General features: G+C 55.5%; 8 protein-coding genes and 2 riboswitches. Of the genes, 2 read left to right on the forward strand and 6 right to left on the reverse strand.

Annotated elements, in window-relative coordinates:
- Positions 1-201: 201 nt before the first annotated feature.
- Positions 202-309: riboswitch (glycine riboswitch) on the reverse strand.
- Positions 310-922: 613 nt separating this feature from the next.
- On the forward strand, positions 923-6,388 hold the full coding sequence (locus tag ACLD72_RS10990) for a S8 family serine peptidase (RefSeq protein ID WP_410997067.1): 5,466 nt from the start codon (positions 923-925) through the stop codon (positions 6,386-6,388).
- Positions 6,389-6,448: 60 nt separating this feature from the next.
- On the opposite strand, the gene ACLD72_RS10995 is transcribed toward ACLD72_RS10990, so the two are convergent.
- The 6 genes from ACLD72_RS10995 to ACLD72_RS11020 form a co-directional block, all read right to left on the reverse strand.
- On the reverse strand, positions 6,449-6,841 hold the full coding sequence (locus ACLD72_RS10995; protein ID WP_410997065.1) for a VOC family protein: 393 nt from the start codon (positions 6,839-6,841) through the stop codon (positions 6,449-6,451).
- 560 nt (positions 6,842-7,401) lie between these two features.
- On the reverse strand, positions 7,402-8,559 hold the full coding sequence (locus tag ACLD72_RS11000) for an ATP-binding cassette domain-containing protein (protein WP_410997063.1): 1,158 nt from the start codon (positions 8,557-8,559) through the stop codon (positions 7,402-7,404).
- 96 nt (positions 8,560-8,655) lie between these two features.
- The gene (locus ACLD72_RS11005; RefSeq protein WP_410997386.1) at positions 8,656-9,393 is read right to left on the reverse strand and encodes an ABC transporter permease; all 738 of its coding nucleotides are present in this window, start codon (positions 9,391-9,393) and stop codon (positions 8,656-8,658) included.
- Positions 9,394-9,596: 203 nt separating this feature from the next.
- Positions 9,597-10,373 (reverse strand): ABC transporter permease, encoded by a 777-nt coding sequence (locus tag ACLD72_RS11010; RefSeq protein ID WP_410997061.1) that lies wholly within the window; start codon positions 10,371-10,373, stop codon positions 9,597-9,599.
- A gap of 217 nt (positions 10,374-10,590) precedes the next feature.
- Positions 10,591-10,671, forward strand: a riboswitch (cyclic di-GMP riboswitch).
- Positions 10,672-10,709: 38 nt separating this feature from the next.
- Entirely contained in the window at positions 10,710-11,789 is a 1,080-nt protein-coding gene (locus ACLD72_RS11015) for an ATP-binding protein (protein ID WP_410997059.1), read from the reverse strand.
- Positions 11,790-11,810: 21 nt separating this feature from the next.
- Positions 11,811-13,199 (reverse strand): sugar phosphate nucleotidyltransferase, encoded by a 1,389-nt coding sequence (locus ACLD72_RS11020; protein WP_410997057.1) that lies wholly within the window; start codon positions 13,197-13,199, stop codon positions 11,811-11,813.
- Positions 13,200-13,325: 126 nt separating this feature from the next.
- Between ACLD72_RS11020 and ACLD72_RS11025 the strand changes: the two genes are divergently transcribed.
- Entirely contained in the window at positions 13,326-14,018 is a 693-nt protein-coding gene (locus tag ACLD72_RS11025; protein ID WP_410997055.1) for a response regulator transcription factor, read from the forward strand.

The raw sequence follows: 14,018 nt of genomic DNA on the forward strand, positions 1-14,018 counted from the left end.
CTTCCCCGTTCCCCAAATCTTTGTTTTCACCATTTTGCAAAAATCTTACTTTCAGTTTTCCCTAACATGACAGTCCTCAACGTTAAAAAGGACAGAAAAAAGGCCTGCTGCCTTCTCTCTGTCCCCGTTACCTGAGAGTTTAATGTGTCCGTGAGCCGGAAACACGTACCCCTTGGGTGGCTTTCGCTCTCTCCAGAGTCGCGTCAGGCCATGGTCCTTGTACCTGAGAGATTCAAAGCCGCCCCGCATGGCCGGCTATTTGCTCCTTCGGTGCCGCCTTTCCCAAGCGGACTCTCCCATGACCCTCATTCGCTCCTTATCATTTTGTAATTAATGTAAAACGAAAAACACTATATGTCAATATATCTAACATACATTTTCAACTAAACGCCAAATAATATAGTAAAATATTCCTATTTTTCTATGAAAATATGTATATTCTCGCAAAATCCTACTTGTACATTTTCATTTTCAAAGATATACTATTTCCAAAACAAACCATTATTTACCTATTTTTATTTTTTATTGAAAATAACCTACTTTTCCTATCGATTTTATAATTCGACCAACCTCAACATCATCGGTAGTTCAACGAAAGCCTGAATTTATCGCCGATACCTCACCGTTTTCCGCTTCACGTTTTGGTTATGTCCTATTCGGCCTGTGTTATAAACCGGGCCCAAACGCCAAATTTCTACTGCCCGCTACCCGAAGTGACTCTCTTTCCCAACTCAGAGATTTGTTCATGTTAATTTTTCTCCCATAAAAGGAGGTGATGCTTGGAATTACGTAGATATCATTCGTTTTTTTTCGCAAAGTCGCTCAGGTCGTGTCCGGTTTTAACTGACAGCCAGCAATTCTCCGGGCTGCCACAAGAGGATTTCTCGAAAGAACCATTAACCTAGTAAAGGGAGTGAAGAAGTTGATCCGATTCAAAAGATTCCGTAAAAATTTCTCACTCGGTATGTCGATCCTCCTTGTGCTTACTTTTGTTCCTGTGACCTATGCCGAAACCAACGGCGCTGCGGCCAAAACCAGTCTAAAATCCAGCGCGCCGCACATCGCCGAAGCCAAGATCGATGGCAAACTGACGACGCAGTTCAAGCAGGACGATTACGTGACTTATCTCGTTAAATTAAAAGAACAAACCGATACAGCCTCGGTTTCCAAGCTGGCCCTGCAAAAAGCCGCAACCGAAAAAGCGACGCCTTCGGCCGCTAAAATGTCGGCCCGGACTTCCGTCATCAGCGCCCTGCGTGAAACGGCTTCACGCACCCAGGTCAGCCTGGATAACTATTTGAGTCAGGAGCAAAAGTCCGGAGAGGTTAAGGATTATAAAAGCTACTTTATCGTAAACGCCATGGCGGTGACAAGCACAAAAGAGGTGCTTGACCAAGTCGCCCTGTTTCCTGAAGTAGAAAAGATTCTCCCCAACGAAGAACGGTTTCTGGATAAGGTGGAAATCGACAAGCAGGAGGCGGCGGCCGGTCAAGGGACACCCATCAAGGATGCCGTGGCCGATAACGCCGGGGCGGCAGCTGTCAAGCCGAGCAGCGTCGAATGGAACATCGCCCAGGTCAACGCCCCCGAGGTCTGGGCCCAAGGCATTGACGGAAGCGGGATCGTCGTCGCCAACCTCGACTCCGGCGTAGAATACACCCATCCGGCTTTGCGCGCTAAATGGCGCGGGTTCGATGCTTCCGGGAACATCGTCGATCCCGAGCTGAACTGGTACGACCCGCACAGCCACGCATCGCTGCCGGTGGATAGCGACGGGCACGGCACCCACACGATGGGCACAATGGTCGGATCGGAGCCCGACGGCTCGAACCAGATCGGCGTAGCGCCCGGGGCAAAATGGATCGCGGTGCGCATTTTTAACCCGTCGACCACCGACGCCATCATCCTGGACGGCGGGCAATGGCTGCTCGCTCCGGTGGACGCGGAAGGCAACCTCCATCCCGAGCTCGCTCCCGATGTTGTCAACAACTCGTGGGGCGGGGGGCCAGAGCGGGACGATTGGTTCCGCCCGATTGTACAAGCCTGGCGGGACGCGCAGATTTTCCCCGAATTTTCCGCCGGAAATACGACTCTCACCAATCCGGGCGGTCCCGGTTCCGTCGCCAATCCGGCCAACTATCCGGAGGCATTCGCCACAGGGGCGACGGACATCAACCGCAACCTGGCCGGTTTCTCCTTACTTGGCCCTTCGCCTTACGGCGAGATCAAGCCGGAGGTTTCCGCACCGGGCGTCAACATCCGCTCCTCCGTACCCGGCGGCGATTATGAAGGCGGCTGGAACGGCACCTCGATGGCCGGTCCGCATACGACCGCGATCGCCGCGCTGCTGCTGCAGGCCAACCATTCGCTGACGGTGGACGATCTCGAACAAATCCTGACCGACACGGCGACACCGCGCACGGACAGCCAGTTCCCGAGCACGCCGAACAATGGGTACGGCCATGGCATCGTTAACGCGCTGGATGCTGTCGGTTCCGTGCTCGAAGGGGTCGGATCGGTGTCCGGCCGGGTCGTAACCGCCGGTGACGATTTCGAAGAGCCGGTGCTGGAGCATACTCCGCCATCATTAATATATGAAGGTTTCGACGTAACGTTAACCGCCCATGTGACCGACAATATCGCTGTGACCTCGGTTGAATTTTACGCCCGGGAGGCAGGAACCAGCCATTATTTATACCTGCCGGCGACGCGTGTGTCGGGCACGAGCCAGGACGGCGTCTATGAAGCCACCGTCCCGTCCTTCCTGGTCGGAACCGCGGGGCTCGAATATTACATCAGGGTCAGCGATTACGGGGGCAACGGCTTTGACAGCGACCCGTATTCCGTGACCGTGTCGGCCGGAATTCAGCCCGGATACGAGCAGGATTTTGAGACCGATGCGATCGGATATGCGACCGGCGGAACCGGAAACACGTGGGCCTGGGGAACGCCGGTTAGCGGCCCGGGCAGCGCCCATTCCGGGGAAAAAGTGTACGCGACGAACCTGACCGGCACTTACGCCGCCAACGCCAACTCCTACCTGCTGGCGCCTCCGATCGACTTGACCGGAAGTCCGGAAGGGGCGCTGCTTTCTTTTAAACATTGGTACGATCTTGAAAGTAACCGGGATTACGGCACAGTGTATATCGCCTCCGAAGACAGCGATTACGCTTTCGCGCCGGTAGCCGAATTTACGGGAACGAGCGGCGGTTGGAAAACGCAATATATCGACCTTCGCCCTTATGCCGGCCAGCAGGTTTACCTGCAATTCAATCTAACGTCCGACGGTTCGGTGCAAAAAGCCGGCTGGTACCTTGACGACCTGTCGCTGCAAGCTCCGGACGACACTGCTCCGGCGGCTCCCGGCGGGCTCAGCGGTTCCGTCAATTTCGTCGGCAGCGCGGAGCTTTCCTGGTCTGCCCCGGCCGATGAAGACGTGAAAGAATATACGGTGTATCGCTCCGTGACTTCGGGAACGGGCTACGAAGCGATCGCCACGACGGCGGAAACGGCTTATACGGACGCTTCCACCGTGACCGGAGCCACGTATTACTATACCGTCACCGCGGCCGATTACAGCGGCAACGAAAGCAAAAAATCCAACGAAATTGCGTTGACGATCCAACGTCCGGTCAGTCTGTTCAGCGACGATTTTGACGGCGGCGATGACGGCGGCTGGACCCATAGCGGCACGCAGGACAAATGGGAACGCGGCACACCGTCCGCGCCCGGTCCAAGCAGCGCCGTATCTCCCCCGAACGTGTGGGGCACGGATCTTGACGGAACCTACGCGAATGGAGCGGACTACTCGCTCGTGTCCCCCGCCATCGATCTGAGCGGAGTGGACAACGCCACGCTGGCCTTCGATCACTGGTTTGAAATCGAAAGCAACTATGATTATGGGTACGTGGAAGCCAGCTCCGACGGCGGCGCGACCTGGATCCAGCTGGGCAAATTTTCGCACAGCACGAATGGCAATCAGTGGAGCCCGGTATACTACAGCCTGGACGAATATGCCGGCGGAGCGGTAAAAATCCGCTTCCGGCTGAAGACGGATAACAGCGTCACGAAGGCGGGCTGGTATATCGACAACGTCCAGGTGCTCAGTGTGAATGCGCCGGAGACGGAGATTGCCCAAGACGTGGTTGCCGAGATCAACGCGCAAAAATCCAAAGCGGACAAACCCGGCTCCGCCTACAAGCTGATTCGCACCACCAAAAGCGAATATAACGAAGCAGCCGGCAAAACGGAGGGCAGCGGCGAAGCCGGCGTCAGCAGCCTGCCGGCCAGCGCAACCGTGACGGTCGTGGAAACGGGACGTTCCGTAAAAACGGACCCCGCGTCCGGAAAATACAGCCTGACCCATGTGGCCGGCGATTATACGTTAAAAGCGGAAGCCTACGGTTATTACCCGCAAACGTTGCCGGTCAAGATTGAAGATCAGAAGAGCGCGAAAGCCAACTTTAATTTGCAGGCGATCCCTAAAGGGCAAATTGCCGGTACGATTACCGACGAACGCAGCGGCGAGCCGATCGCTGACGCTACCGTAATCGTGCTTGAGGACGCGGCGATCGCCCCGCAGCGTACCGGAGAGGACGGCGGCTTCTCGCTGGAGGTGCTGGAAGGAACGTACACGCTGGCGGTGACGGCGAGCGACTATTACAGCGGCACGATCACCGTCACCGTGCCGCCGGACGGCAGCGCCGACGGATCGCTCGCGCTGAAGCCGTTCATCGGCCTGCCGGGCGAAATCGGCTATGACGACGGCACGGCGGAAAACGCCTGGTCCTTTAACTCCACAGGCAACGCCTGGGCGGTGAGGATGACGCCGGAATCCGGTGCGGCACAAGTGACTGGCGCCTCTATCCGGTTCTGGAACGAACAATGGCCTGTACCGGGCGGAACGGCGTTCCAGTACGCCGTATTCGACGCCTCCGGGCCGGACGGCTCGCCGGGCCGCCAGTTGGCGGGACCGTTTGACGGCACGGCGCTGCGCAACGACCAGTGGACAACGCTTGCGCTGCCGGAGCCGGTGACGGTCGAGGGCGATTTCTACATCGTGTATCTCCAAACGTTGGCGGGCACCAGCGCGCCGGGTTTGGCGGCCGATGAGAACGGTCCGAACGCCAGCCGCAGCTGGCAGCGGGTCAGCGGCGTCTGGAGCCAGACGGACGAGGAAGACGGCAACATCATGATCCGCGCCATCGTGCGCTACCCGGTGAACGCGCCGGTCATCACTTCGCCGGCGGCCGGCTCCTTTACGAATCAGCCGACGATTGCCGTAACGGGAACGTCGCCGGCGAATGAAGCGACGGTTAAGCTGTACAACGGCACGGAACCGGCCGGTACGGCGGCCGTGGAAAACGGGCAGTTCAGCTTGAATATCGAACTGCATCCCGGCGTGAACAAGCTGAGCGCGGAGGTCATCGTAAACGGCAAAACGACCGACCGTTCGCTCCCGTTGACGGTGACGCTCGATAACGCCGCACCGCAGCTCGACATCGTTTCGCCGCGAGACGGATTCCGCACCAATTCGGAAGTGCTGAATGTGGCCGGTACCGCGCTGGACGATTATCTGAGCAAGCTAACCGTTAACGGCACTGAGGTTGCCGCCGGAGACGCGGGCTCCTTCGCCCACCGTTTGCTGATTAATGCCGGCGAAAATCTCGTTACGGTTACGGCCACCGACCTGGCCGGCAACGAAACGACGGTCACCCGGGCCGTTTATGTCGATCTTGAGCTGCCCGAAATCACGGGCCTCTCCCCGGCCGCAGACGTACATTTGACAGCCGGCGAAGCGCTCGCTGTATCTTTTGACAGCGTTCCGGGGCTGGATGCCTCGTTCCGCATCGAGCTGCCGGTGTCGCTGGCGAGCAGCGGCGGCAACGGAATCGCTCTGGACGAAACTGCGCCGGGGCATTATGAAGGCGTTTATGTCACGCCGGCATCGCTTGTGATTGACGGCGGGGTGATCGTCGTCAGCGTACGGGACGAAGCCGGGAATGAAGGCGACTTCCAGGCCGCGGGCCGTTTGTTCGTCGCCGCGCCGGGCGGCAACCCGCCGGGTGAAGATCCGGGCGAAGACCCCGGGGAAGACCCGGATGACCCCGGGCAAAATCCGCCGGACGACAATCTGGCCCCCAAAGCCGTGATCAAGGCCGTTGATCACGCGCAGAAGAGAAAGCAGGTTGAATTCGACGGCAGACGGTCCTCGGACGAGGACGGCAGCATCGTCAGCTACAGCTGGCAGTTCGGCGACGGCGGCAGCGCGTCCGGGGCGAAAGTGAAGCACCGCTTTGACCGCGCCGGAACCTATACCGTCACGCTGACGGTCATCGATGATGGCGGCGCCACCGGCACCGCCGTTCACACGATCAAGATCAAGTAAGCGGGAAAAGCAAGCGGCCTTGGCTCGAGAGATTCGAACCAAGGCCGCCTTGTTTTTTGCTTACATTCCGTTATGTTGGACCAAGTCCAGGCGATTTCCGTAAAGATCCTCGAATACGACCTCGATCCCCCACGGCACTTCCTTTGGCTCGCCGAAAAATTTGACCCCGTTTGCCTTCATGTGCTCGTAATCGCGATAACAATCGTCGGCCTGAACGGTCAGAAAAACGTGACCGGCCGCTTGGCTGCCGACTCTGGCCGCTTTGCCGGCTGTATCGGCCTCAACGAAAACGATCGCTGTTCCGGCATCTTGAGCCGGAGCAACGGTCACCCAACGCATCCCGCCTCCGAACGCGTTGTCCGAGAGCAGGACGAAGCCCGCCTTCTTCGTGTAGAACTCAATCGCTTCATCGTAATTTTTCACCAGCAACGTAACATGCCCTATCTTCTTCACGTTTTCACTCCTATCGCTTTGTAACTTTACAACATCACTTCGTAACTATCACTTCGTAACTCATAGCCGGCTTCTTCATTATTTTTTCCTTCGAACGGACATAGTTTATGGGAGATTGGCTGTATCTATCCGAGACTGGGCTTCACCTATCCTAAACGTCGGCGTCTGCCGATTCTAACGGACACCAGCGCCGCTATTTCGGCAAAATCAGCAGTCTGGAGAATGTAACGGACACCACAGACCTTATTTGGCAGTACAGAGCCCGTTTTCAGCTTTTTTTGAGTGAATAAGTGCACCTCTGTCCGTTAGAAATTAAAACTCCCTATTTGGGGACAAATAACGTCGCTCCGGTCCGTTAGCCGCTTGCCGGATGTGGTTGGACCCGCAGCCGAGCACTAGTCACTGCTACACCAATCATCTTTACAATGAGTTGTCGCTACACGAGTACTCCTCGCTCCAGCTGTCACTGCAAGAGTCGTCACAGTCCTGCCGCCTTCGTTGCCGCTGCCCTTCGACGGCCCGCTTCACTAGTCACCGCGGCCAGCAGCAGCTCAGCGAACCTACGACGCCGAAAAGCTGCGGATAACCTCCTCGAAATCGGGCTCCTCCATGTCGACGTCGTCGATTTCTCCCCAGCTGCCAAGCTCCCGGATGATCTCCATGGTGCCGATCTCGCGCCGGTCCGCTTCGACGATGACCATGTTCTCCTCTATGCCGGTGACGCGAAACGGCAGGCCGGATGGGTCGAGCGAGGCCCGGCCGGCCCTCGAACCCGCCGCGGCCTGAACGAATCCGGCCCGGGCAGCGCCATCCGGGGAACCGGCAACATGCCGCGCCTCGATCCCTTCCTCCAGGTTCTCGGTAACATGCCGCGCCTTGATCCCTTCCTCCTGGTTCCCGGCAACATGTCCCGCCTCTCTCCATTGCTCCGGCACCCGAAAGCCGCCGCGGAACTTTACGCGGAATACCGTTGGCAAGCCGATCATGTCCCGCAGTGAGCGGATCGTTCCGTCATAGGCGAGCTGGCCGTGATTGATCACCATCACGCGGCTGCACAGCTGCTCGATATCGTCCATGTCGTGCGTGGTGAGCAGGATCGTTTTCCCGAAGTCCTTGTTTAAGGTTTGCAAAAACTGCCGGATGTTGCGTTTGGCGTGCACATCAAGGCCGATCGTCGGTTCATCGAGGAACAGCAGATCCGGGTCGTGCAGCATGGCGGCCGCAATGTCGGCCCGCATCCGCTGGCCCAGCGACAGCTTGCGCACCGGCGTCATCCAAAACTCGCGCAGATCCAGCAGCTCGGCAAACCGGTCGAGGCGCTCCCGTTTTTCCGCCGGGCTTACACCGTACATTTCCGCCAGGATGTCGTAGGAATCCTTTACGGGCAAATCCCACCATAACTGGCTGCGCTGCCCAAACACGACGCCCAACCTGCGGACAGCTCGACGCCGGTCGCGGTGGGGGTTCAGGCCGCCGACCGTAACCGTGCCTGAGGTCGGGTGCAGAATGCCGGTGAGCATTTTGATCGTCGTCGACTTGCCCGCCCCGTTAGGCCCGATGTAGCCGACAAATTCCCCGCGCTCGATGTTAAAGCTGATGCCCCGGACCGCCTCTTTCAGCCGGTATTCCCGTGAAAACAACGTGCGCAGTCCGGACAGCTTCCCCTCCCGCACGACAGGCGTTTTGAACTCTTTATATAAATGGCTGGCTTCGATCATAAGCCGCTCCCTCCTTTTCGGTTCCTGTATGCTTTCGCTCACTCGTACGGTTAGCTCCTTGTACTTCGGCCTTCCGTACTTGCTCTCCCTGGACGCTTAGCTTCCCGTGCTTTGATATTTAGTGATGCCGAACTGCCAGAACCTTAGGCTGGCGGCTAGACAAACCGCCGCTGCCCCGGCCGTCGCCGCAAGGATCCACGGCCCCCATTCGCCCCGCAAAATATACAGCGATGGTACGTAATTGACAAAGCCGACCGGGATCACGAACAAAAATAGCGAAGACATCCATTTCGGATACAGGGTAAGCGGGTATCGCGCCGCCGTGTGGGCGGCATCCTCGGTGAAATTTTGCAGTTCGCTGATCCGGGTCGTCCAGAAACCGAGCGTAGCCGTGGCGAGTCCGATAGAAAACAAAATGACCGCGCCGGTAACGATAATGAGCAGCGTAAACGGCACCGCGGTCCAGCCGACTTGCCCGCCGCGCATCATCGCGCCGAGCGACCAGCACAGGATGAAACCGCCCTGCAGCAGTTCGCCGGGCATCAGCCGGAAGTTCTGCGGCATTAAAGCGAGCAGCACCGGCATCGGCCGCGTCAGCAACTGGTCGAGCTCTCCACCGACCAGGTATTTTTCCAGATGATGCACCTCATCGGCAAACGTGCGGTACAGCGTTTTGGACAACGTCATCACCGCAAACAGATACCCGATCTCGTAAACCGACCAGCCCTGGATGGCGCCGAACTTGTCCAGAACGATCGCGATCATCAAAAATTCGGAGATTTGGATCAACGCTGCCAGCACCGTGCCCAGCAAAAAATTGAACTTGTATTGCATCCGGCTTTTTATGCTTGTACGGATCAGCAGCCGGTACAGGTTCAGCCAGGACGTTGGCTTCGCGCCGGTGGGCCGGGTCGGTCCGGTAGTGACGCTGGCGATGCTGTCGCCCCCGCCGTTAATGTTACCGTCGATTTCGCGTGTGCCGCCCATCCTGCTCTTCGGCTTCTGCCCGTTTTCAGCGCCAGGATTCTTCCTTTTGTTCATCCGCCCTGCACCTCCACTTTCCGCCGCAGCAGCCGAGTCGCCAGCAGACAGCAGGCGGTCATTAGGACACACCAAACCAGCGTTCCCCATAAGGCGGAGCCGCTTCCTGTTCCAAGATAAATCGTTGTGGGAACATACAGCAGGTAGGGATAAGGCGACATCCAGGCGAGGTTTTCCAGCGGTCCGGGCAGCCATTCCAGCGGGATGAAAAAGCCGGCGAGCAAATTGATCAGCGCGCTATTGGCCCAATAGAGCCAGGACGATTCCGTCGTCCACAAGGCGCTTACGCCGATCAAATAGTTTATGCAAATCGACAAATAAGAGGCTCCGAGCAGTCCTAACACGGTGAACAGCATGGCGGTCCATTGATTCGGAACTTGCAGTGAGAAAACGAAGAAATACAAGAGATAAATCGGGATGGATTTGTAAACGAACTGGTAGGCGATCTGCCCCCATTCCCTGGCCATCGTATGGCTGAATAGATGGACGGGACGCATCAGGTCAAGCGCGATTTGCCCGGTCCTGACGGATTGGGGTATGCCAAGCCCACTAGTAATGAAACTGGTGATCCACAGACATGCCTGGGTGAAGGCGATGTAATTCACCATCCCCTGCGTTCCGTACACTCCCAGCGAGTGGTCCTTCCCCAGACCGATCCAGATGCACGCGTACATAAATCCGAACATCGCACTCGCGAGGTTGTGCACCATATGGGCTCCGCGATACTGAAAATTGCGGGCATAGGCTTTGGAAGCCAGCGTGAAATAAAGCATGCGGTTAAAACACCTCCGATAAGCATAATTAGAGGGAAATGAATCCCCTCATAGACGGCGGACCCGTCCACTTCAGACAAGGCGATTTTGCAAGAAGGATACTATCATACCTTAATATTCCAAGGGTGGCAAGAGAAATCTTGCGCACCCGGCTTACCAGGAAATGGTTTGCATGTTTTTTGGAATCGTGATACGATGTTTTTTGTGAAAAAGCGGCTACGATAAACGGCAAACCTGTCGAAAGGCAGCGACGCAAAGCTAAAGGGCCTTCCCGCAAGGATGGCAGCCAGCTACCGAACAGAAGGCTTTTTTTGTTTTTATATGTACAAATAAGACTTAATCCAAGTGAACGGGTTTTGGCATATGCAAGCGGAATGTGCTTCCTCGTCCTACTTCCGAGGTTACGCTAATTGTCCCTCCATGGTCTGTTACAATTTTTTTGACGATATAAAGTCCCAAACCGTTGCCCTTAATTTGGCGGGAGCCGGAATGGCCGGCTCGAAAAAATTTATCGAACAGCCGCGCATGCATTTCCGCGGGAATTCCTATTCCGCAATCCGTCACCTCGATGACATAATCGCCTGCTTCTTCCGCGATTCGGATGGATACTAATTCTTTGCCGGGAGAATATTTAAGCGCATTGCTGATTAAATTGTCAAAGACTTGAGTGATTCTGATCCGGTCCGCGTAGATAAATGCGTCTTCAACCTCGGAGTCCACGTGAATGAGATGCGATGATTTCAAATTCCACCGTTCAGCCACTTCGTAAATGAGCTCCATCAGCGGTACATAAGTTTTATGATAGTTAAGCACTCCCGATTCCAGCCGCTCATTGTCCAAAACATCCTCAAGCAGATTGGACAACCGCTTCCCTTCCGCAAAAATGATTTCCATGTAGCGCCGCCTGTTCTGCGGAGAAATATCGTACTGCATCAACATTTCCACATAGCCCAGCAGCGTCGTCAGGGGTGTCCTTAATTCATGGGAGACCACGCTGATCATTTCGCGTCTCTGCTTATCGGCCGCCTCCTCTTCGCCGCATTCCCGAAATACTAATAAATACCCATAGCACGCTGTTTGCGCTTCATCCAATACCGGATTTACATAAAACGAGAATAAACACCTAGGCCCTTTGGCATATAGGAATTTCCCTTCGTTCCTGTTCACCTCTCCTTTCCGAAACGCTTGTATTATCTTGGTAAGCTTATGCTCCTCCTGCTGAATGTTCGCATCCATCGCTTTTGTAAAAACCGAAATGTCCTGCCCCGTCATCTCTTCCAAGCCGAACAGAACTCTGAGCCTGCGGTTCATAAACACGATCATACCCCTAGTATCGCATTTAAGGATACCTTCCTGAAATGATTCCAAGTAGTACGTATCAATGTCGTGTTGTTCCTCAGCCATTTTTTCTCTCATTCGCCAACCGCTTGTCCGGTTTTACCGCCTGGCCGGCACTTCATGGTTTTGCTCTTCCCCCTTTCCCTCCTTCGCCATCCAAGGAGCGGCATAACGGATAATGTCGCTGTCTTCGATTTTTAGACCGATTTGCAATTCGATCAATTCCAGATCGCTGTACGCCAACAGCGCATGTTTCATGCCGGGCTCAACGACAACAACGCTTCCCGCTTCTACGGGAAACGGTTGGCCGTCAATACACGCTTCGCCCGCGCCGGCAATCACGATCCAGATTTCTTTGCGCCGCTCATGTTCATGATAACCGATAAAACGGCCTGCGGAAATAACGGCCCGGTTGGTCACTGATTCCGTTTCTCCCGCTTGTCTTGCGGTCAGCACCGTCTTCCGGCCCCACCAGGTTTCTTTGAAACGGGGGGTGATTTCGACTTGATCCACCATATCTTTAATGCCGGTCGACGCTTCCCGGTCGGTGACCAGAATCCCGTCAGGTCCTGCGGCCACAACGATGTTGGGTACTCTCCATACGCCTACGGGGATATCCAGCTCATTGACAATACGGGAGCCGGATGAATCGGGACAGACATAACCGCTCCCGCTGACCTGCTGCTCCATTTCTTCCGAGAGCGAATTCCATGTGCCGATATCTTTCCAGCGGCCTTGATAAGGTACGGCTACAATATGCTTCGTTCGTTCTACCACCTCGATGTCGAAGCTTTGGCGGGGAAGCTGCTTATACATGCCGAACAGCTCATCGTAATCTGCCGGCAGGCCCCTTTGCTTAAGCCCGCTAAGCAAAAATCCAAGCCGAAACACGAACACGCCGCAGTTCCACAAGGCTCCTTCGTCAATTAACGTTTGGGCCCGAGCCGCGGAAGGCTTTTCCACAAACGCCCGGACCCGCATGCTTCCGTCCGCTTCGGCCGGTTGCTGCGTGACAATATAACCGAATTTATCCGAAGGCGCGTCGGGAGCAACGCCCAAAAGCGCCAGATCGGCGCCAGCGCCCGCCAACACACCGGGCAGTTTGGCCAAGGCTTGAAAAAAGGAATCCTCCGCATAACCATCGACCGGCATAACCCCTACGATTTCGTCAGGATCGCAGCCTTCCTTACTATGCAAGTAGGCGGAGGCCAAACTGATGGCCGGAAAGGTGTCCCTCCGCTCCGGTTCCTCCAGAATCGGCGCCAGATCACCAACCTGCCCTTGAATCAGCTCCTTTTGTCCTAGGCCGGCCGAAAACAACAACGCCTCCGCCAACCCCACGTCGGTAAGCTGGCGGCAAACCCTCTGCAGCATGCTTTCCGCTTTCCCCTCATGCCGCAACACGGGCAAAAACTGCTTTGGGCGGTTCGTGTTCGACAAAGGCCATAGCCGTTTCCCCGCACCGCCTGACAATAAAATTAGACGCATTTTTTCTCCCACCTTTAAATTGATGATTGTCACAATATTTCAAATATTAATCATTTTTGTTATTTTATATATTGCAAATATTAATTTTTCCTTTATCATTTCATAGAATAGGAGGGTGACTTATGGATGAATACTAAAGTACTACTTGTTGATGATGAGAAAAATCTAACCGATATGATCGCTCTCTTCCTTGAAGAGAACGGGTACCAGGTGAATAGCTTCTATCATTCCCAGGAAGCGATGCAAATGCTGAAGCAAGATGAGCCCGACGTGATCATCATCGACCTGATGCTGCCCGAGATGGACGGCAACGAGCTGGTCCGGGCGCTTCACACTCATACTTCCGCACCGGTTCTGATGATTTCGGCCAACACCCTGCTTGATGAACGGATTCGCGCGCTCGAAAACGGGGCGGACGATTTTCTGTGCAAGCCGTTTAGCCTAAAGGAGCTGGATGCCAGAATCAAAGCGCTGCTCAGAAGATCGCAGACCGCCCGGGAATCGCTGGACGCCTCGCACATTCCGGCCAAAAAAGGCGAAATCGCCGTTAACGAGTATAGACGCAGCTTATTTGTAAACGGCGAAGAGATCGAAGTGACGAATATTGAATTTGAAATTATGAAACAGTTGGCCAGTTCTCCCGGCAAAGTATTCACCCGCAACGAACTGCTTGACCGGATTAAGGGCAGCGACCGCGCCTACTTGGACCGCACCATCGATGTGCATATTTCCAGCTTGCGCAAAAAAATCGAACCCGACCCGAAAAATCCGCGTCACATTTTGACCGTATGGGGGGCCGGGTACAAGTACGCTTTATAA

Source organism: Paenibacillus lacisediminis (assembly GCF_046567315.2).

Excerpts from the sequence above, each read along its gene's own strand:
- ACLD72_RS11010 (WP_410997061.1), bottom strand. The coding sequence starts at position 10,373 with ATGCTTTATTTCACGCTGGCTTCCAAAGCCTATGCCCGCAATTTTCAG.
- ACLD72_RS11015 (WP_410997059.1), bottom strand. The coding sequence starts at position 11,789 with ATGAGAGAAAAAATGGCTGAGGAACAACACGACATTGATACGTACTAC.
- ACLD72_RS11025 (WP_410997055.1), top strand. The coding sequence starts at position 13,326 with ATGAATACTAAAGTACTACTTGTTGATGATGAGAAAAATCTAACCGAT.
- ACLD72_RS11005 (WP_410997386.1), bottom strand. The coding sequence starts at position 9,393 with ATGCAATACAAGTTCAATTTTTTGCTGGGCACGGTGCTGGCAGCGTTG.
- ACLD72_RS11020 (WP_410997057.1), bottom strand. The coding sequence starts at position 13,199 with ATGCGTCTAATTTTATTGTCAGGCGGTGCGGGGAAACGGCTATGGCCT.
- ACLD72_RS11000 (WP_410997063.1), bottom strand. The coding sequence starts at position 8,559 with ATGATCGAAGCCAGCCATTTATATAAAGAGTTCAAAACGCCTGTCGTG.